The organism is Faecalibacterium sp. IP-3-29 (assembly GCF_023347335.1).
GTDB lineage: Bacteria > Bacillota > Clostridia > Oscillospirales > Ruminococcaceae > Faecalibacterium > Faecalibacterium duncaniae.
Map to the genome: position 1 here is coordinate 1 of NZ_CP094471.1, position 19,957 is coordinate 19,957.

Consider the following 19,957-nt stretch of genomic DNA (forward strand, 5'->3'; position numbering starts at 1 on the left):
ATGGATTCTTTCAAGGACGTTTTAGAGGCCGCCCAGGCATACTGCAAAACGCAGATGGCCGAGCCGACCTATAATCTCTACATCGACGGACTTGAGCCCATCAGCTTTGAGGACTCGAGCCATATCACCCTGTCGGTGCGCAACGATTTCATCTGCAAGATCGTCACCGACCGCTACCTCGGCCTGCTGAAAGAGGCCTTTAAGACCGTGCTGGGCTTTGACGTGGACATCACGCTGGTGGTGCCCAGCACCCCGCCCCATGAGGTGGTGCTGGCCCAGCAGTACGAGGCAAACCCCGCCTCGCCCCAGGGCAATTACGAGTTCACCTTCGAGAACTTCATCAAGGGTCCCTCCAACCAGTTTGCGTTTGCTGCGGCGCAGGCGGTTGCGGCCAACCCCTCCGGAGCCTATAACCCACTGTTCATCTACGGCGGCTCCGGTCTGGGCAAGACCCATCTGCTCACGGCCATCCAGACCGAGATCAAGCGCACCCACCCCGATTTCGTTATCATGTACGTTACCTGCGAGCAGTTCACCAACGAGCTGATCGCCGCCATCCGCGCCGGCAGTACCGAGGACTTCCGGATGAAGTACCGCGTGGCCGACCTGCTGCTGGTGGACGATATCCAGTTCATCGCCGGCAAGGAATCCACCCAGGAGGAGTTTTTCCACACCTTCAACTCCCTGCACGATGCCCACAAGCAGATCGTGATCGCCTCTGATCGCCCGGCCAAGGAGATCAAGAGCCTGGAAGAGCGACTGCGCACCCGCTTTGAGTGGGGCCTGACCGCCGATGTCCAGCCGCCTGATTTCGAGACCCGCGTGGCCATCGTCAAGCGCAAGGCCGAGCTGCTCCACCTGGATCTGCCCGAGGATGTGGCGGAATTCATCGCCAACCACCTGAAGAACAACATCCGCCAGCTGGAGGGCGCAGTGAAAAAACTGAACGCCTACTACATGCTGGAGGGCATCCAGCCTGTCATCAGCGTGGCACAGAACGCCATCAAGGACATCCTCAACGAGACCCAGCCCGTGCCCGTGACCATCGAGAAGATCGTGGGCGAGGTCTCCCGCACCTTCAACGTCTCCCCTGCCGACATCCGGGGCACCAAGCGGAACGCAAACGTTGCATCCGCCCGCCGCGTGGCGATCTATATCCTGCGCGAGGTCACCGGCATGAGTATGGAGGAGATCGGCCGGGAGTTCTCGGGCCGTGACCACTCCACCATCGTCTACTCCCTCAAGACCATGGAGCGGGACATGAAGAACGACCAGCACCTGCGTGAAACCGTCAGCGACATCATCAAGAACGTCAAGGCCTGACGGGAAAACAGGGGCAAAAGTCATACTCTCGCAGGGGATAAAACCCCAAATATGGGGAGAAATGCAGGGTAATCCGGGAAAACAGAACAAGATATTGTGTTCAGACGACAAAGTTCTCCACTCTTTCCACCGAGTTTTCAACATTCAACTTCTGTTTTGCACACCCGCCGTGGAAAGAAAAGCAGCTCCAGCCCTTTCCACAAGCCTTTCACACTGCATTCACAATCCGGTGGAAAACCATGGAGCCGCACCATTCCACACATTTTCCGACTTTTCCACATCTTCCCCAGCCCCTACTACGAATACTACAACAAGTTCAATATAGATTTGGAGGGTTTGTCCCTGTTCCATGGGAGAAAGAACCTCAAAACTTGAATCCAAAATAAGGAGAGACGCGCAATTGAACATCATCTGCGATAAGACCCTGCTGAGTGCAGCCATTGACGGCGTTTCCAAAGCTGTTACCCTGCGCTCCACCATCCCGGTACTGGAGGGTATCCAGCTGAAAGCCGAAGGCTTCCAGCTCACCCTGACCGGCTACGACCTGGAAATGGGCATCGTGACCACCATTGATGCCAATGTCAAAGAGCCCGGCGAGGTGGTGCTGAACGCCAAGCTGCTCAGCAGTATGGTCAGCCGGATGCCTTCCGGCCAGATCAACATCCAATCTGCCGAAAACGGAAAAACCACCATCCAGAGCGGTGTGGCACAGTTCGAGATCCAGTCTATGAACCCCACCGATTTCCCCGAGCTGCCCAACACCGGTGCCGAGGAGACCCTGAACATCAAGACCGGTGTGCTCCGTGATATGATCGAGCGCACCCTGTACGCCGTCAGTCAGGATGAAAAAAAACCTGCGCATACCGGTGAATTATTTGAGATCTCGCCGGATAAGCTGACCGTTGTTGCGCTGGACGGCTACCGTCTGGCCATTGTGGAGCGGCCGGTGGAAGCCATAAAGGAGATCCGCATCATCGTGCCCAGCAAGACCATGAACGAGGTCTCCCATCTGCTGGCCAACGACGACGAGGAGACCGTGCACATCTCCGCAAACCGCCGCTATGTGGTGTTCACCACCGCCGGTTACACCATCATGAGCCGCCTGATCGAGGGCGAGTTCCTCAACTACCACAACGTGATCCCCAATGGCAGCCGCACCAGCGTGGTTCTGGACACCAAGGAGTTCATCGAGACCATCGAGCGCGCCTCCCTGATCATTACAGAGCGTTTAAAAAATCCCCTCCGCATCAGTTTTACAGAGGGTAAAGTGGTGGTCCGCTGCCAGACCAATCTGGGCCGCGTGGTGGATGAATTCAACGCGCAGTGCGAGGGCGATGAGGTGGAGATCGGTTTCAACAACCGCTATCTGCTGGATGCCCTGCGCAACGCCCGCACCGAGCAGGTCAAACTGGAGATCAGCGGCCCGCTGAGCCCGGTCAAGGTTCTGCCTACCGAGGGCAGCGACTTTTTGTATCTGGTCCTGCCTGTCCGCTTCAAAAATGATTGAGAGGCATAAAAATGCAAAAAATTCTCATCCATACGGAATTTATCAAGCTGGATGCCCTGCTGAAATATGCGGGCCTGTGTGAGACCGGCGGCGAAGCCAAGGAGCTGGTGCAGGGCGGTGCTGTCAAGGTGAACGGTGAGGTCTGCACCATGCGGGGCAAAAAGTGCCGCGCCGGGGATGTCGTCGAGCTGGACGGCCAGACCGTGGAAGTGGGACAGGGCCAGTAAACCATGCGCCTGCTTTCCTTAGAAGTAACGAATTACCGCAATATCGCATCGGCAAGCCTGACCCCGGGCCGGGAGCTGACCGTGATCTGCGGCAACAACGGCCAGGGCAAGACCAACCTGCTGGAGGCCATCTGGCTGCTGACCGGCGGCAAGAGCTTCCGGGGCGGCAAGGATGCAGAGCTGGTGCGGCGGGGCGAACCCTTTGCCGTGCTGGAAGCCTCCACGCTCCGGGCACAGCAGGAGGAACAGGAGCCTGACGAGCCGAACCGTGTCCGGCTGACGGTGGGCACCCCGGATTCCCAGCGGCCCGGGCGGTACGCCTCGGTGAACGGGGCAGCACCCAGGCGGGCGGCAGGGCTTGCCGGCAGTTTTCCGGCTGTCGTGTTCGACCCCGGCCACCTGAGCCTGGTCAAGGGAGCGCCCGAGGGGCGGCGCAAATTTCTGGATGCCGCCCTCTGCCAGCTCTACCCCGGCTACCTGACCGTGTACCGCCGCTATCTGCGGGCCCTGCAGCAGAAAAACGCGCTGCTGCGCCGCTCCCCTGCCGGGCAGGAACGTCCCTACGCCGAAAAAATGGCCCTGCTCGAGGTGCTGAACACCGAGCTTGCCGCGCAGGGGGAAGCCATCCAGCAGCGGCGGCGGGCCTACCTGGAACGGCTGGCCCCGCTGGCCTGCGCCAATTACGAGGAGCTTTCCCATGGGGCGGAGCGGATGGAGCTGCGGTATGCCGCCCAGTTTGAGCCGGGTGGTCTGGCAGCCCTGCTGAAAGCCCGCCAGAATGAGGAAGTCCGGGCCGGGCAGAGCCTGTGCGGCCCCCACCGGGAAGATCTGGAACTGCTGCTGGACGGCCAGCCCGCCAGAGTGTTTGCCAGCCAGGGGCAGCAGCGCAGTGTGGTGCTCAGCCTGAAAATGGCCGAAGCCGCCGCCGCTGCTACCATCACCGGGGAGCATCCCGTCCTCTTGCTGGACGACGTGCTCAGTGAGCTGGATGATGGCCGCAAGCAGTATCTGCTGACCCGGATGCGGGAAAAGCAGACCTTCGTCACCAGCTGTGACGACACAGCCTTCCTGAAAACGGATGGCGAGGTCTACCGCATGAACGGCGGTGTCCTGAGTAAAATCTGAAATGGAGAAATGTTGCATCGCTGCATTGCATAGAATGCGGGAAATGCGACAGAATATGCAGTCTGCATCTGCGGGAGAATATACGCAATGTATATCCATCTGGGCCGGGACTATGTCCTGAATGACCGTGATATCATCGGCATCTTCAATCTGGAGACCACCACCGTCTCCCCCCGGGGGCGGGAATTTCTCAACTATGCCCAGAAGAATGGGGCCGTGGTCAGCCTTTCGGATGACCTGCCCCAGTGTTATGTTCTGGCCGATGCCCCTGTGGACACCGTTTATCTTTCGGAGCTGTCCAGCGCGGCCATGAAGCGGCGCACCGAAATGTCGTTCTGAAAAAATCAACAACGATCCAATCGATTGAAAAAATATCAAGTAAAGGGAGAAAGGATATGGCAGAGGAAATCATCACCAGCACCAATGTGGAAACCGCGACCGACCATGAGTATAATGCCAGCGAGATCCAGGTCCTGAAGGGTCTGGAGGCCGTGCGCAAGCGTCCCGGCATGTATATCGGCTCCACCGGTGAGCGGGGCCTGCATCATCTGGTCTACGAGATCGTGGACAACGCCATTGATGAAGCGCTGGCAGGCTACTGCAACCACATTGAGGTCAAGATCTTAAAGGATAACATCATTCAGGTCACCGACAACGGCCGCGGCATCCCCGTGGATATCCAGGCCGATACCGGTCTGCCCGCCGTCACCGTCGTCTATACCATCCTGCACGCAGGCGGTAAGTTCGGCGGCGAGAACTCCGGCTACAAGGTGGCCGGTGGTCTGCACGGCGTCGGCGCGTCCGTGGTCAACGCCTGCTCTGAGTGGCTGACGGTCAATGTCCGCCGCGACGGCCATGAATACGAGCAGACCTTCCGCCGCGGCGACCCGGACGGCCCCCTGAAGTGTCTGGGCACGGTGGCCGAGGGGGTCACCGGCACCCGCGTTACCTTCAAGCCCGACCCCGAGATGTTCAAGGACACCACCGTCTATAACTTCGAGACGCTGGAAAAGCGCCTGCGCGAGGAGAGCTTCCTGAATGCCGGTGTCAAGATCACCCTGACCGATGAGCGGGAGCTCTATACCCCCGTTCTGGAGGATGGCCAGGAGGGCGACCCCTGCTACCGTACCGAGGTCATGTGCTATGAGGGCGGCATCAAGAGCTTTGTTACCTATCTGGGCGAAAAGCGCAATCTGGAGGTGCTCCACCCCAATGTCATTTACCTCAAGGGCCAGACCGAGCGGGGCATGGCCGAGATCGCACTGCAGTATAATTCCAGCTATAACGAACTGCTGCTGAGCTTTGCCAACAACGTCAACACCCCGGACGGCGGCACCCATGAAGAGGGCTTCCGCACCAGCCTGACCCGTGTGTTCAACGATTACGGCCGCAGTCACGGCCTGCTGAAGGATAAGGACGAGAACCTTTCCGGCTCCGATGTCCGCGAGGGCCTCATCTGCGTCATCTCCGTCAAGCTGCAGGAGGCAGAGTTCGAGGGCCAGACCAAGGCAAAGCTGGGCAATACCGAGATCCGCACCCTTGTTTCCAACATGGTGTACACCAAGCTGATGGAGTTCTTTGAGGAGAACCCGGGCGTGGCAAAGGCTATTTTTGAAAAGGCCACCCAGGCAGCCCGCGCCCGCGCCGCTGCCAAAAAGGCCCGGGAGCTGGTGCGCCGCAAGAGCGCGCTGGAGACCAGCCGGATGCCCGGCAAGCTGGCCGACTGCCGTGAAAAAGACCCCACCCGCACCGAGATCTTCATCGTCGAGGGTGACTCTGCAGGCGGCTCCGCCAAGATGGGCCGTGACTCCGCCATTCAGGCCATCCTCCCCCTGTGGGGCAAGATGCTGAACGTGGAAAAGGCCCGCGCGGACCGCATCTACGGCAACGATAAGCTGATGCCCGTGGTGCTGGCTCTGGGCTGCGGCATCGGCGAGGAATTCGATATTTCCAAGCTGCGGTATGATAAAGTGTTCATCATGGCCGATGCCGATGTCGATGGTTCTCACATCTGCACCCTGATGCTGACCTTCTTCTTCCGCTATATGCGCCCCCTCATCGAGCAGGGCCATGTCTATGTCGCCCAGCCGCCCCTGTTCAAGGTGCAGAAGGGCAACACCATCAAGTACGCCTACAACGATGCGGAAATGGCCATCCTCTCGCAGGAGATGCCCGGCGCAAAGGTCAACCGCTATAAGGGCCTTGGTGAGATGAACCCCGAACAGCTGTGGGAGACCACCATGAACCCCGATAACCGCGTCATCGTTCAGATCACCATTGAGGATGCCGAAAAGGCCGATGAAGCCTTTACCATCCTGATGGGCGACCAGGTGGAGCCTCGCCGCCGCTTTATCGAGACCAACGCCCAGTACGCGAAGCTGGATGTGTAATTGGAGGAAACAATGGAAGAAGATTATGTGATGATACCGGGCAGCGGTACCAAAAAGATCATCCGCGATGTCAAGAAGGAGATCGAGACCGCGTTCCTGGACTACTCCATGTCAGTCATCGTGTCCCGCGCCCTGCCCGATGTGCGCGACGGCCTGAAGCCTGTCCACCGCCGCATCCTGTACACCATGCATGAGCGCGGCAACGACCCCAGCCATGCATACCGCAAATCCGCCGACACCGTTGGTGCGGTGCTGGGCTCCTACCACCCCCACGGCGACGCATCCGTTTACGATGCCATGGTCCGTCTGGCACAGGATTTCTCCCTGCGCTACCCGCTGGTGGATGGTCAGGGTAACTTTGGTTCTGTGGATGGCGACCCCCCGGCTGCTTACCGTTACACCGAGGCCCGCATGAGCCGCATGGCCGTGGAGATGCTGACCGATATCGACAAGGATACCATTGACTGGGACCCCAACTTTGATGAGACCAAGAAGGAGCCCAGCGTTCTGCCCTGCCGTTTCCCGAACCTGCTGGTCAACGGTAGTCAGGGCATTGCCGTTGGTATGGCCACCAACATCCCGCCCCACAACCTGAGCGAGGTCATTGACGGCTGTGTGGCCTATATCGAGAACCCGGACATCGACCTGCCCGGCCTGATGGAGCACATCAAGGGCCCCGATTTCCCCACCGCCGGCATCATCATGGGCCGCAGCGGCATCCGTGCTGCCTACGCCACCGGCCGCGGCAAGATCACCCTGCGCGGCCGCGCCACCATTGAGGAAAAGAAGAATGGCCGCGCCCAGATCATCGTGACCGAGATCCCCTACATGGTCAACAAGGCACGTCTCATTGAGAACATTGCCGACCTGGTCAAGGAAAAGCGGATCGAGGGCATCAGTGACCTGAACGATGAGACCAACCGCAAGGGAATGCGCATCGTCATTGATGTGCGCAAGGATGCCAACCCCCAGGTCGTCCTGAATCAGCTGTACCAGTACACCCAGCTGCAGGATACCGTGGGTGTCATCATGCTGGCCATCGACCACAAGGTGCCCAAGGTGATGACCCTGAAGCAGATGATCCAGAAGTATGTGGAGTTCCAGGACGAGGTGGTGCGCCGCCGCACCCAGTATGACCTGAAAAAGGCCCGGGAACGCGCCCACATTCTGGAAGGCCTGAAGAAGGCCACCGACATTGTGGATGAGCTGATTGCCACCATCCGTGCCTGCAAGGGCGGCATGAGCGAGGCCAAGGCTGCCATCATGGAGCAGTTCGGCTTTGATGACCCGCAGGCAGATGCCATCGTCAAGCTGCAGCTGGGCCGTCTGGCTGGTCTGGAGATCCTGAAGATCGAGGAAGAACTGGGCTCCCTGAACGCCAAGATCCGGGATTGGGAAGAGATCCTGGCCGATGATGCCCGCGTGCTCGAGATCGTCAAGAGCGAGCTGCTGGAAATGAAGCGCCGCTTCGGCGATGACCGCCGCACCGAGATCGAGACCGTGACCGGCGAGGTGGATATCGAGGATCTGATCGCTGAGGAGCAGTGCGTTTATACCCTGACCGAGGCCGGTTATATCAAGCGCCAGCTTAAGGCCACTTATCAGGCCCAGAAGCGCGGCGGCCGCGGCATCTCCGGCATGACCCGCAAGGAAGAGGATATCGTGCAGGAGATGTTCGTGGGCTCCACCCATGATTATGTCCTGTTCGTTACCGATAAGGGCCGCCTGTTCCGCATCAAGGGCTACACCATCGCCGAGGGCAGCCGCACCAGCAAGGGCACCAACATCGTGAACCTGCTGCAGCTGGCCGAGGGCGAAAAGGTCACCAACATGCTCTGCCAGAGCAAGGATACGGCCAATGAGGGCGGTTTCGTGACCATGGTCACAAAGCAGGGCCTCATCAAGCGCACCCCGCTGGAGCAGTACGCCAACATCCGCAAGAGCGGCCTGATCGGCATTGCCCTGAACGAGGGGGATGCGCTGGCCTGGACAAGACTGACCTCCGGCCACGATATGCTCATCGTTGCCACCCGCAACGGTCAGGCCATCCGCTTCAATGAGGAGGATGCCCGTCCCATGGGCCGCAGCGGCCACGGCGTGCGCGCCATCAAGCTGGCCGAGGGCGACGAGGTCGTGGGTGTCTGCATCTGCCGTGAGAACGCCACCATCCTGACCGTGACTGAGAACGGCAAGGGCCGCCGGTCCGACATCGACACCTACCGCATCACCGCCCGCGGCGGCAAGGGCATCCGCAACTACGATGCCTCCAAGGACAAGGTCGCCGCGGTCAAGATCGTGGACGATGTGGATGACGTGCTGCTGAGCAGCCAGGAGGGCATCATCATCCGCCTGCACGCCAATGAGATCCCGGTGCAGAGCCGTTACGGCTCCGGTGTCCGTGTCATGCGTCTGGGCGAGAATGATAAGGTCATGGTCCTGGCCCGTACCGACCACGACGATGAAGCCCAGACCGAGACGGTAGAGGCTGAGGAGGGCGATGAGCCCACCGCAGAGCAGCTGGCCGCCATGGAAGCTGCCGATGAGGCCTCCGCCTCCGAGGCACCGGCTGAGGATTGAGCCTCTCCTGTCAGATAAAATAAAAGAGTTAGCCTGGACTTCTATCAGAAAATATGATAGACTAACGAAACAATCACAAAATCCCATGGGGGAGTAGCAGGCGCTGTTTGCAGACGGCGCAGCAAGTCAACACAATGACAGCACTGCTGTCTGGCTTGCTTTCATTTGCGAGACTCATGTGTTATGGTGCGGAGTACCACGCCCAACACATGGAGTTCATTTGTAAAAAATGACCCGAGACCGGACGTGCACGCGCGCCGATCTCGGGTTTTGTTTTTGCCGCACCGTAATTTTGGTCAGATTCAGGAGGCATTCAGTTATGGAATGGAGTTTTTTGTTTTTTCTCAACAGTGCACTGTTGGGCGTGGGCCTTGCCATGGACGCGTTTTCGGTTTCGATGGCAAACGGTCTGCATGACCCCGGCATGTCCCGAAAAAGGATGTGCATCATTGCGGGCACCTTTGGCGTGTTTCAGGCCGTGATGCCCATGACAGGCTGGGTCTGCGTCCATACCATCGTGGAGATGTTCTCTTCCTTCGAAACATTCATTCCCTGGATCGCCCTTGCCCTGCTGGGCTATATCGGCGGCAAGATGCTGATCGAGGGCATCCGGGGCGAGGAAACCGAGGAAGCCGCCGCGCTGAGTGCCGGTGCCCTCTTTATGCAGGGCGTGGCCACCAGCATTGATGCCCTCTCGGTCGGCTTTACCATTGCGGAGTATGGCTGGCTGATGGCGCTGACGGCTTCCGGCATCATTGCCGTCGTCACCTTCTTCCTCTGCATGGCGGGCCTGCGCATCGGCAAAGAGTTCGGCACAAAGCTCTCCGGCAAGGCCTCTGTGCTGGGCGGTGTCATCCTCATCGGCATTGGGCTGGAAATTTTCATCTCCGGCGTGTTCTTCTGAAAAAGGGGCAAACAAAACCGGCACAGCGTCAGGCAGGCGCTGTGCCGGTTTTGTTCCCCGTGGAACATTTTTAAGGGTGCATTATTTTTCCGGCTCAAAGTAGTCGGCATATTCCTCGGTGAGCTTAGAGCCCAGCCGCCGGATGCCGCCGTAGAGGTGGCGCTCCACCAGCGGCTCAAAGGCGGCAAGATCACACCGCTCAATGGCGGCAATGATGTTCTGGTGGTCGGCGATCACCTCGTCCAGCCCGCCGCTGGTCATGGTGTCCAGCATCCGGAAGCGGCTGTAATCGGCGTGGGCGTTCTGTAAGGTGCGCCACAGATACATTTTTCCCATGGCGGCAAACCATGTCTCGTGAAGAAGGCGGTCTGCCTCATAGAGCTTGTTGTAGTCGATTTCCTCGGCGCGGGCCAGCGCGGCGTAGGCATCGGCCCGCCGCCGGATGAGCGCCCGCTGTTCCGGCGTGCACTTGGGCGAGAAGTCCCGCAGGACGCGGGCTTCCACGGCGGTACGCTCGTAGATGAGCTCATCCACGATCTCACGGTTCAGCCGGGTCACAGTGGTGACCTTGTAGGGCACAATCTTCACCAGCCCATTCTCCTGCAGCCGCTGCAGCACCACCCGGATCATGGAACGCGGTGCCCCAAAGCGGGCGCAGAGCGGGTTTTCGCTCAATGAACTGCCCGGCCGCAGGGTCAGGTCGATGATCTCCCGCTCCAGTACAGCGTAAATTTCAGCGTCGGTCTTGTATTGCTGTTCCATATCACTCACCTAGTTGAAATGATTATTCCTTTAGCGGGCTCGCCCTCTCAGTCATCGCTACGCGATGCCAGCTCCCCCAAAGTGGGAGCCCTTGGCAGTCCACGCAAACTTCATCTTTTTGCCAAGGCCTCTCCCTTTGGGAGAGGTGTCACCGCAGGTGACGGAGAGGGCGAAGATGCTGACCATGTGCAACAGCCTTATTCCAAAAACTCCTTCCACGGTGCGGCGGCGGGCAGGGGCAGAGAAAAGGCCATGGGTTTGCCGGTATCCGGGTGCACAAAGCGCAGCCCTGCGCTCTGCAGGGCAATGTCCCCTTTGAATCGGCTGCCATATTTGCCGTCTCCGTAAAGCGGGTGCTTCCGGGAGGCAAACTGCACCCGGATCTGATGTGTCCGCCCGGTGTGGAGCGTGATCTCCGCAAGGCTCAGGGAACCGTCCGGTGCCGTCTCCACGATGCGGTATTCCAGCACGGCTTCCCGTACCCCCTTGCGGGGGCGCTTTACCGGAAAGACCCGGCCCTTCCGGCTGTCCTTGAACAGATAGTCCCGCAGGATGCCCTCGGGTGGCAGCGCTTCGTCCGGCCCGCCTGCGATCACGGCCCGGTATGTTTTAAGGAAGCAGGGCTGTGCCGGTGCACCGGGGCCAGCCTCTACTCTGCCGTCCAGAATGGCATAAGCCTGCTGGCTCTCCGTCACCTGTTTTGTCAGAGCCGCTGCGGCTCCGGGTGTTCTGGCATAGACCATCAACCCCGAAACGCCGGTGTCCAGCCGGTGGATGACCCCAACGTATGCATCCGGTCTGCCCCACCGCTGGCGCAGGGCAGCGGGCACGCCCTCCTCGCTGGTCAGCCCGGCGGGCTTGTCCAGCACCACAAGGGCAGTATCTTCGTAGAGAATGTTCACAGCTTGCCCTCGTCCAACAGGGCCTTGAGCTTGAGCACGCCTGCAATGGTCTTGCCGTCTTTGATCTCGCCGCGCATCACCATCTCATAGGCCTGGGCCAGCGGCACCCGGTCAGGGGTCAGGAACTCGTCCGCATCCAGATGCATCCGGGTCTCGTGCAGACCGGTGGCCACCCAGGTGTAGATGATCTCGGTATCATAGCCCACAGTGGGGTAGAACTCGCCCAGGGAGGTGTACTTGTCGGCGGTCAGGCCGCACTCCTCCTCCAGCTCCCGCTTAGCGGCTTCAAAGGGGTCCTCCCCTTTTTCCAGCTTGCCGGCGGGCAGCTCCCACAGCTCCTGCTGCATAGCGTAGCGGAACTGGCGCACCATGCAGATGGTGCCGTCCTCAAAGTAGGGCACGATGCAGGCCCCGCCGTGGTGGTGGACCACCTCGCGGGTGGCGGTCTTTCCATTTTCCAAAAGGGCGGTATCTTTGGTCAGGGTGACCACCCGGCCCTCGAACAGCACCTCACTTGTGAGCGTCTTTTCAAAATGTGCAGCGTCCATCGTATTTGCGTCCTTTCCAGATGATAATGATGCTGGTTCAAGTTTACGGCAACAAAGCGCCGGTTGTCAATTCAAAATTGAGGATAAATTAAGAAAAATACAGCAAAAAAGCCGGATTCTTAATAATCTGTCAGGTTAGATGCAACAAAAAACACAAGCGTAAAAAAGCACCAAAAAATTTCTTGAAATTTTGTTGCGTTTTGCCAGTGGGTTTGCATTTACTTTGAGGGCGGAATTTGCTAATATAATATATGAGCAATAGTGCCTTTTGGGGTTCTCCGGCCCCAGCGGGGCGCGATTGCCCCGCGCAAAAGGTACCAAATTCTGAACAATGGAGGAAGAAAAATGCCTAGAGCAAAGCAAACCATGGATGGCAATACCGCTGCCGCTCATGTAGCATACGCCTACACGGACGTGGCTGCTATCTACCCCATTACCCCGTCTTCTCCGATGGCTGACTCTGTGGACCAGTGGTCCGCAGCTGGTCAGAAGAACATCTTCGGCAACCAGGTCAAGGTCGTCGAGATGGAGTCTGAGGCCGGCGCTGCCGGCGCTGTGCACGGCTCTCTGGGTGCAGGTGCTGTTACCACCACCTTCACCGCTTCTCAGGGCCTGCTGCTGATGATCCCCAACATGTACAAGATCGCTGCTGAGCAGCTGCCCTGCGTGTTCGATGTTTCTGCACGTACCGTTGCTACCCAGTCCCTGAACATCTTCGGTGATCACAGCGACGTTATGGCATGCCGCCAGACCGGCTTCGCAATGCTGGTCGAGAGCAGCGTGCAGGAAGTTATGGATCTGTCCCCTGTTGCCCATCTGGCAGCAATCGAGGGCAAGGTTCCCTTCCTGAACTTCTTCGATGGCTTCCGTACTTCTCACGAGTACCAGAAGATCGAGAAGTGGGACTACGCTGATCTGAAGGAAATGTGCAACATGAAGGCTGTTGAGGAGTTCCGTGCCAAGGCTCTGAACCCCGAGCACCCCAAGATGCGCGGTTCCCACGAGAACGGCGACGTGTTCTTCCAGCACCGTGAGGCCTGCAACTCCGTTTACGATGCACTGCCCGCAGTGGTCGAGAAGTACATGGCCAAGATCAACGAGAAGCTGGGCACCAACTACGATCTGTTCAACTACTACGGCGCACCCGATGCTGACCGTGTTATGATCGCTATGGGCTCTGTCTGCGACGTTGCTGACGAAGTCGTCGACTACCTGAACGCCAAGGGCGAGAAGGTCGGTATCGTCAAGGTCCGCCTGTACCGTCCCTGGGTGTCCTCCGCTCTGCTGAAGGTCCTGCCCAAGACTGCCAAGAAGGTTGCAGTTCTGGATCGTACCAAGGAGCCCGGCTCCCTGGGCGAGCCCCTGTACCTGGATGTTGCTGCTACCCTGCGTGAGGCCGGCATGAACGATGTCGTCCTGACCGGCGGCCGTTACGGCCTGGGCAGCAAGGACACTCCCCCGTCCTCCATCTTCGCTCTGTTCAAGGAGCTGGAGAAGGATCAGCCCAAGGAGCGCTTCACCCTGGGCATCACCGATGATGTCACCGGTCTGTCCCTGCCCGAGGTCAAGCCCGCTCCCATCACCGCAGCTGCTGGCACCAAGGAGTGCAAGTTCTGGGGTCTGGGCGGCGACGGTACTGTCGGCGCAAACAAGAACTCCGTCAAGATCATCGGCGACCACACTGATAAGTATGTTCAGGCATACTTCCAGTATGACTCCAAGAAGACCGGCGGCGTGACCATCAGCCACCTGCGTTTCGGCGACAAGCCCATCCGCAGCCCCTACTACATCAACCAGGCTGACTTTGTGGCCTGCCACAACCCCGCTTACATCCACATGGGCATGAAGATGGTCCAGGATGTCAAGCCCGGCGGCGTGTTCATGATCAACTGCCAGTGGACCGATGAGGAGCTGGGCCAGCACCTGAACGCTGAGGCCAAGAAGTACATTGCTGACAACAACATTCAGCTGTACACCATCAACGCCATCGATAAGGCTATCGAGATCGGTATGGGCAAGCGCACCAATACCATCCTGCAGTCCGCTTTCTTCAAGCTGGCTGACGTTATGCCCATCGAGGACGCTGTCAACTTCATGAAGCAGGCAGCTCAGAAGAGCTACGGCAAGAAGGGCCAGGACGTTGTTGAGATGAACTGGAAGGCCATCGATGCTGGTGTTGACGCGATCCACAAGGTCGACGTTCCCGCTTCCTGGTCCAACCCCGAGGCTGATCCCGCTCCCAAGGCTCTCACCGGCCGTCCGGAGCTGGTCAAGCAGATCCGTGATGTCATGGAGCCCATCGCTCGTATGGACGGCGACAGCCTGCCCGTTTCCGCTTTCGTTGCAAATGCAAACGGCGAGTGGGAGCAGGGCGCATCCGCATACGAGAAGCGCGGCACCGCTGTGAACGTTCCCGAGTGGGATGCTTCCAAGTGCGTCGGCTGCAACCAGTGTGCATTCGTCTGCTCTCATGCTACCATCCGTCCCTTCCAGCTGACCGCTGACGAGCTGGCAGCTGCTCCTGCTCAGACCAAGAGCCGCGACAACCGCCCCGCAAACGAGTACAAGTTTGTGATGGCTGTTTCTCCTCTGGACTGCATGGGCTGCGGCGAGTGCGTCACCGTCTGCCCCACCAAGGCAATTGCTATGGTTCCTCAGGAGAGCCAGGCCGATCAGCAGGCAGTCTTCGACTACTGCGTGGCCAACATCTCCAAGAAGCCCAGCAAGTTTGCTGATGACACCGTCATTGGTTCTCAGTTCAACCAGCCCCTGCTGGAGTTCTCTGGCTCCTGCGCAGGCTGTGCCGAGACCTCTTACGCTCGCCTGATCACTCAGCTGTTCGGCGAGAAGATGTACATCTCCAACGCTACCGGCTGCTCCTCTATCTGGGGTGGTACCGCTTCCATCTCTCCGTACACCGTCAACAAGGACAGCGGCCATGGTCCTGCATGGTGCAACTCCCTGTTCGAGGATAACGCTGAGCATGGTCTGGGCCTGTACCTCGGCCAGAAGACCGTTCGTGAGAACCTGATCAAGCGCATTGCTGAGGTTGCTGGTTCTGACAAGGCTTCCGCTGAGCTGAAGGCTGCCTTCGACAAGTTCATGGAGACCAAGAACAACACCAAGGCAAACGACGAACCCGCCAAGGCTCTGATCGCTGAGCTGGAGAAGGCTGCTGCCGCTGGCTGCACCGAGTCCGCTGAGATCCTGAAGAGCAAGGAGTTCATCGCCAAGAAGTCCGTCTGGATCTTCGGTGGTGACGGCTGGGCATACGACATCGGCTTCGGCGGCCTGGATCACGTCCTGGCTTCCGGCGAGGATGTCAACGTCATGGTCTTCGATACTGAGATGTACTCCAACACCGGTGGACAGGCATCCAAGGCTTCCAACATTGGTGAGGTCTGCCAGTTCGCTGCTGCTGGTAAGGAGATCAGCAAGAAGAGCCTGTCCGAGATCGCAATGACCTACGGTTACATCTATGTTGCTCAGATCGCTCTGGGCGCTAACATGAACCAGGCTGTCAAGGCAATCGCTGAGGCTGAGGCTTATCCCGGCCCCTCTCTGATCATCGGCTACGCTCCCTGCGAGCTGCACGGTGTGAAGGGCGGCATGACCAACTGCCAGAACGAGATGAAGAAGGCAGTTGAGGCTGGTTACTGGAACCTGTTCACCTTCAACCCCGCCAACAAGGCTCAGGGCAAGAACCCCTTCACCCTGACCTCCAAGGCTGTGGATGCCGAGAAGTATCAGGCACTGCTGGCAAACGAGACCCGTTACAGCCGCCTGACCCGTGCATTCCCCGAGCGTGCAAAGGCTCTGTTCGCACGCAACGAGCAGGTTGCAAACGATCGTTACGAGCACCTGACCCGTCTGGTCGAGCTGTACAAGTAATCCTGTTTTCTGAACAATGGCTGGCAATGGCCGCAGCGGCACCCTAGTCCGCAAGACGGCTGCTCCGCACTGGCGATTACTGCGCAACGCAGCAGTGCGAAACTGCGGCCCCGCCGCCCTGAGCAGAGCATGATGAACGTGCAAACGAGCATTTGTGCAAACTTCTGATTTCATTCCCTCGCCCGCCGCGGCCCGCGAACCGCGCTGGGCAGGGTGTTTGAAATACCAAAGCGCCCGCGAGGGTCCTTGAAAGCACACCCCGCGTGTGTCAGGAGCATAAGGTCTGGCAACAGATACCTTGTTCCGCCTGCTGCATAAGACCTGCCCTGCAGGGATCTTGCCGCAGTCAAAAACGAATCCGTTTTTAGCGCCCCGCTCACTTTACAGTGAACGGGGCGTATTTTTGTGTAAGGAAACAGAAACCGCTGTACGGAATGTTCCATACAGCGGTTCTCTCATCCATATACTATTTTGCGGGAGCAGGAATGAATTCAATTTTGACCTGCATTCCCATACCGGCGGCAAGGCGCTGCAGCGTCCGCAGAGAAGGATTTGCGTTGCCGTTTTCCAGTTTGCTGATGTCTGCCTGAGCAATGCCGGTACGCTCCGAGAGCTCCTTCTGGGTCAGGCCGCTTACCTTCCGGGCATCGATCATTGCCTGTACCAGCGAAAGCTCTGGCTGAAGTGCCTCCCACTCCGCTTTGAATTCAGGGTCTTCCAGTTGTTTGTTGAGAAAATTCCGAAAATCACTCACGATATCTTCTCCTTTCGTTCAAGATAGTCTGCACGATATTTTTTGGCCAGGGCAATTTCCTCTGGTGGCGTTTTTTGCGTTTTCTTGATAAAGCCGTTGGTCAGAACAATGCGCTTTCCAATGTAAAAGAAATACAGAACACGTGTGATATTGCTGCTCTGCTTAGCACGGATCTCAAAAATCCCGTCCCCAATAAACTTGGAGTAGGGCTCTCGCAGCTGTGGTCCGTTGGCTTCCAGCAGTGCGACAGCACCCAATACCTTTGCACGCATTTTGGTGTCAAGGGATTCCAGAAAATCATCTACCGGACAGTCGCCATTCTCCTTATGATAGAAGTCTACATCGTAACATTCCAAGCGGCAGCCCTCCTCTATGGGATATATCCTATTTCTATAATATATGATATATCCCATTTTGTCAAGGGTGCGATAAAAATATCTTCTCGCTATTTTACAATTTCTTCATAGGATTTTCATGCAAACCCGTGCTTTTGGTGCTATACTACTGACATAAGGAACCGGGGCCGCAACCGATTCCTTGTACATGATTCCTCCTCACACCAAGGCAATATCCAAACAGAAAGCCCCTTTCAGTGGTCCGCAAGCACTGGAAGGGGCTTTCTGCGTGTTTTGGTGGAAATTCCCGCCTGATTCGGTGCATTTAGGGTTGACCGGCCTTTTGGCCGGCGCTATAATAAAAAGTGGAAAAGATCCTTAGGAGGTGAACGCAGGACAATGGACCCGGATCATAGTCGAAGATGCGGTTTTGGTGCGATAGGACGGGACATGGAGCAGGCTGCGTTCGCCTTTTTTGCCCGGTAAGAGGTGCTGTTCGGGCACTTCTCAGCGGGGAGAAAGGGCGCGGCTTTGTGCGCGTGGAAGCCTTGGCAAGGGGTGGATGCGGGCCGTTGGCGGCGCTTTTTGTTTTGCCCTGTACCAACCGCCGGAATACGGTAGGAGGTACGCAAAATGGAAATGGAAGAAAAGAAAAACGAACTGACCGAGGCCGCCCTGCCTGTGCAGGAGCTGCCCGCTGATATCCCGGACGAGGTGCGCCAGAAGCTGGTCAGAGATCTGAACGAGGAAGCTACAGAGGACCTGAAGCAGGACATCCGGGAGGCCGAGAAAGAGGAAGCCCGGGACGAGGAGGTCAAGGCTGACCCCGAGATGCTGACCAAGAGCCGCCTGCTCAAGATGCTGGTAAAAAAGCAGTACGTCAAGCTGCGCGAGGTCACCGAGGAGGAGCAGCCCGCCGACCTGGCAGAGCTGCTGGAGGAGCTGGACGAGAACAACCGTCTGGTGGTGTTCCGCCTGCTGAAAAAGGAAGTGGCCACTGAGGCCTTCGCCTATATGTCCGATGAAGCCCGGGATGACCTGGTCAACGCCTTCTCCGACGTGGAGCTGGTCAGCGCCATTGAGGAGATGAGCCTGGACGATGCTGCCGACCTGCTGGAGGATATGCCCGCAGGCGTGGTCAAGCGGGTGCTGGAGAAATCCTCCAAGCAGACCCGCGAGAGCCTGAACAAGCTGCTGAATTACCCCGAGAGCTCAGCCGGCAGCTTGATGACCCCTGAATATGTCCGGCTGAAAAAAGAGATGAATGTCCGGCAGGCGCTGGATGCCATCCGGCGGCAGGGCGAGAACGCCGAGACCGTCTATATCAACTATGTTGTGGAGCGCAACCGCCTGAAGGGTGTTGTTTCTGCCCGTGACCTGCTGCTGGCAGACCCCGATACCCCGCTGGTCGATATCATGGACGACAACGTGGTCACCGTGAAGGTCACGGATGACCAGGAGTTTGTGGCCCGTGAGATGCAGCGCTACGACTTTACCGCAATGCCCGTTGTGGACAACGAGGGTATGTTTGTGGGCATTATCACCATTGACGATGCAATCGATGTTCTGACCGATGAGAGCACCGAGGATATGCAGAAGATGGCCGCCATTCTGCCTGCAGATGAGGCCACGACTTATTTTGGCACCAGTGTCTGGACCCACGCCAAGCAGCGCATCCCCTGGCTGCTGATCCTGATGCTGTCGGCCACCTTTACCGGCATGGTCACCACCCATTACGAGGAAGCCTTTGTGAGCCTGCCCCTGCTGGTCTCCTTTATGCCCATGCTGATGGATACCGCCGGCAACTGCGGCAACCAGATCAGCACCCTGATGGTGCGCGGTCTGGCGCTGGGCGAGGTGGAACCCTCTGATTTCCTCAAGGTGCTGGCCAAGGAGCTCCGTGTTTCCGCGATCGTGGGTGCGGTGCTGGGCGTGGTGAACGGTCTGCGCATCTACTTGATGTACACCTTCATCTTTGCCGGTCAGTATGACAATGTGATGGGCTACGCCATCGTCGTCAGCGTGTCGCTGTTCTTAAGCGTTATCCTGGCAAAGCTGGTGGGCGGTATGCTGCCCCTTGCCGCCAAGAAGCTGGGTGCGGACCCGGCCATCATGGCGACCCCCTTCATCACCACCATTGTGGATGCCTGCAGCTTGATCCTGTACTTCCAGATCGCGCAGGTCGTGTTCCGGAATATGATGTAACGTTTGATTTTATAGGAGCAGCCCTCTCAGTCAAAGCCTGACGGCTTTGCCTGAGAGGGCTGTTTCTTTTTGTTGAAAACTCAAGTTTTCCCGCTGTTTTCCACAGGTCGATTTTTGTAGAAAATGGGTGTGGAAAACTACCGTCTCCTTCATTCCAACGGGGAGAAATTCAAGGAGCGGATTTTCTGCCTGCTGTAAAAAGTAAATTTTCGGGTTTGACTTTCTTTCAGAAAAAAGGTGCAAAGGCCCATAATTCCCCTGATTTTCGCAAAGATTCGCGCGATACAATACACCATGTATAAACCACCTCACAGGAAAATGTGGAAAACTCAGTGGAAAAAGTGGAAAACATCGTGGGAAAACTGGTGCTTTTTTCACAATTCCGGTGGAAAACCCGGTGGAAAGAGTGGATAAGTCCATCTGAACGCACCAAAAATGGATACAACCTGCTGTTTTAGCACTCGGATGAACAGACAGCCAGATCCCTTTGTTCACACCCTTCGCCTT

Annotated in this window: 16 protein-coding genes; 10 read left to right on the plus strand and 6 right to left on the minus strand. The window is 57.9% G+C overall.

What is annotated here, in order from left to right; translation table 11 throughout:
* The 8 genes from dnaA to MTP40_RS00040 all read left to right on the plus strand — a co-directional run bounded on the left by dnaA (position 1) and on the right by MTP40_RS00040 (position 10,053).
* Entirely contained in the window at positions 1-1,323 is a 1,323-nt protein-coding gene (dnaA, locus tag MTP40_RS00005; RefSeq protein WP_005929139.1) for a chromosomal replication initiator protein DnaA, read from the plus strand.
* A gap of 400 nt (positions 1,324-1,723) precedes the next feature.
* The gene (gene dnaN / locus MTP40_RS00010) at positions 1,724-2,830 is read left to right on the plus strand and encodes a DNA polymerase III subunit beta (RefSeq protein WP_249259607.1); all 1,107 of its coding nucleotides are present in this window, start codon (positions 1,724-1,726) and stop codon (positions 2,828-2,830) included.
* An 11-nt stretch (positions 2,831-2,841) separates the two neighbouring features.
* Positions 2,842-3,057 carry an RNA-binding S4 domain-containing protein gene (locus MTP40_RS00015; protein ID WP_005929126.1) on the plus strand — a complete coding sequence of 72 codons (216 nt, stop codon included), beginning with the start codon at positions 2,842-2,844 and terminating at the stop codon, positions 3,055-3,057.
* A gap of 3 nt (positions 3,058-3,060) precedes the next feature.
* Entirely contained in the window at positions 3,061-4,182 is a 1,122-nt protein-coding gene (recF, locus tag MTP40_RS00020; protein WP_154277233.1) for a DNA replication/repair protein RecF, read from the plus strand.
* 87 nt (positions 4,183-4,269) lie between these two features.
* Entirely contained in the window at positions 4,270-4,521 is a 252-nt protein-coding gene (gene remB, locus MTP40_RS00025) for an extracellular matrix regulator RemB (protein ID WP_005929118.1), read from the plus strand.
* Between the two features lie 56 nt (positions 4,522-4,577).
* Positions 4,578-6,572, plus strand: coding sequence for a DNA topoisomerase (ATP-hydrolyzing) subunit B (gyrB, locus tag MTP40_RS00030; RefSeq protein ID WP_098924008.1), 1,995 nt, complete (start codon positions 4,578-4,580; stop codon positions 6,570-6,572).
* Between the two features lie 12 nt (positions 6,573-6,584).
* Positions 6,585-9,149, plus strand: a complete 2,565-nt coding sequence (gene gyrA, locus MTP40_RS00035) for a DNA gyrase subunit A (protein WP_249259608.1) — start codon at positions 6,585-6,587, stop codon at positions 9,147-9,149.
* 319 nt (positions 9,150-9,468) lie between these two features.
* Positions 9,469-10,053 (plus strand): manganese efflux pump MntP, encoded by a 585-nt coding sequence (locus MTP40_RS00040; protein WP_249259609.1) that lies wholly within the window; start codon positions 9,469-9,471, stop codon positions 10,051-10,053.
* Positions 10,054-10,134: 81 nt separating this feature from the next.
* Here MTP40_RS00040 and MTP40_RS00045 read toward each other — a convergent pair whose 3' ends face one another.
* From MTP40_RS00045 to MTP40_RS00055, 3 genes are all read right to left on the minus strand, one after another.
* Positions 10,135-10,815 (minus strand): GntR family transcriptional regulator, encoded by a 681-nt coding sequence (locus MTP40_RS00045; protein ID WP_227622724.1) that lies wholly within the window; start codon positions 10,813-10,815, stop codon positions 10,135-10,137.
* A gap of 197 nt (positions 10,816-11,012) precedes the next feature.
* Positions 11,013-11,717: an RluA family pseudouridine synthase gene (locus MTP40_RS00050; RefSeq protein WP_249259610.1), complete on the minus strand. Its 705-nt coding sequence runs from the start codon at positions 11,715-11,717 to the stop codon at positions 11,013-11,015.
* A complete protein-coding gene (locus MTP40_RS00055) occupies positions 11,714-12,265 on the minus strand; it encodes an NUDIX domain-containing protein (protein ID WP_156059237.1) in 552 nt (183 codons plus the stop codon). The genes MTP40_RS00050 and MTP40_RS00055 overlap by 4 nt, the downstream gene beginning before the upstream one ends.
* 345 nt (positions 12,266-12,610) lie before the next feature.
* Between MTP40_RS00055 and nifJ the strand changes: the two genes are divergently transcribed.
* On the plus strand, positions 12,611-16,156 hold the full coding sequence (gene nifJ, locus MTP40_RS00060) for a pyruvate:ferredoxin (flavodoxin) oxidoreductase (RefSeq protein ID WP_117534299.1): 3,546 nt from the start codon (positions 12,611-12,613) through the stop codon (positions 16,154-16,156).
* Between the two features lie 466 nt (positions 16,157-16,622).
* Here the strand turns inward: nifJ and MTP40_RS00065 are convergent, their stop codons facing one another.
* Both MTP40_RS00065 and MTP40_RS00070 read right to left on the minus strand, forming a co-directional pair.
* Positions 16,623-16,910, minus strand: a complete 288-nt coding sequence (locus MTP40_RS00065) for a helix-turn-helix domain-containing protein (RefSeq protein ID WP_097769886.1) — start codon at positions 16,908-16,910, stop codon at positions 16,623-16,625.
* Positions 16,907-17,266 carry a type II toxin-antitoxin system RelE/ParE family toxin gene (locus tag MTP40_RS00070; protein ID WP_035393236.1) on the minus strand — a complete coding sequence of 120 codons (360 nt, stop codon included), beginning with the start codon at positions 17,264-17,266 and terminating at the stop codon, positions 16,907-16,909. The genes MTP40_RS00065 and MTP40_RS00070 overlap by 4 nt, the downstream gene beginning before the upstream one ends.
* A gap of 612 nt (positions 17,267-17,878) precedes the next feature.
* Between MTP40_RS00070 and mgtE the strand changes: the two genes are divergently transcribed.
* Positions 17,879-19,450: a magnesium transporter gene (gene mgtE / locus MTP40_RS00075; RefSeq protein ID WP_249259611.1), complete on the plus strand. Its 1,572-nt coding sequence runs from the start codon at positions 17,879-17,881 to the stop codon at positions 19,448-19,450.
* Between the two features lie 30 nt (positions 19,451-19,480).
* On the opposite strand, the gene MTP40_RS00080 is transcribed toward mgtE, so the two are convergent.
* Positions 19,481-19,945, minus strand: coding sequence for a hypothetical protein (locus MTP40_RS00080; RefSeq protein ID WP_249259612.1), 465 nt, complete (start codon positions 19,943-19,945; stop codon positions 19,481-19,483).
* Positions 19,946-19,957: the final 12 nt, after the last annotated feature.

Bases quoted from the DNA above. Each gene is read 5' to 3' on its own strand.
- dnaA (WP_005929139.1), top strand. From the start codon at position 1: ATGGATTCTTTCAAGGACGTTTTAGAGGCCGCCCAGGCATACTGCAAA.
- MTP40_RS00015 (WP_005929126.1), top strand. From the start codon at position 2,842: ATGCAAAAAATTCTCATCCATACGGAATTTATCAAGCTGGATGCCCTG.
- recF (WP_154277233.1), top strand. From the start codon at position 3,061: ATGCGCCTGCTTTCCTTAGAAGTAACGAATTACCGCAATATCGCATCG.
- remB (WP_005929118.1), top strand. From the start codon at position 4,270: ATGTATATCCATCTGGGCCGGGACTATGTCCTGAATGACCGTGATATC.
- gyrB (WP_098924008.1), top strand. From the start codon at position 4,578: ATGGCAGAGGAAATCATCACCAGCACCAATGTGGAAACCGCGACCGAC.
- gyrA (WP_249259608.1), top strand. From the start codon at position 6,585: ATGGAAGAAGATTATGTGATGATACCGGGCAGCGGTACCAAAAAGATC.
- MTP40_RS00040 (WP_249259609.1), top strand. From the start codon at position 9,469: ATGGAATGGAGTTTTTTGTTTTTTCTCAACAGTGCACTGTTGGGCGTG.
- MTP40_RS00045 (WP_227622724.1), bottom strand. From the start codon at position 10,815: ATGGAACAGCAATACAAGACCGACGCTGAAATTTACGCTGTACTGGAG.
- MTP40_RS00055 (WP_156059237.1), bottom strand. From the start codon at position 12,265: ATGGACGCTGCACATTTTGAAAAGACGCTCACAAGTGAGGTGCTGTTC.
- nifJ (WP_117534299.1), top strand. From the start codon at position 12,611: ATGCCTAGAGCAAAGCAAACCATGGATGGCAATACCGCTGCCGCTCAT.
- mgtE (WP_249259611.1), top strand. From the start codon at position 17,879: ATGGAAATGGAAGAAAAGAAAAACGAACTGACCGAGGCCGCCCTGCCT.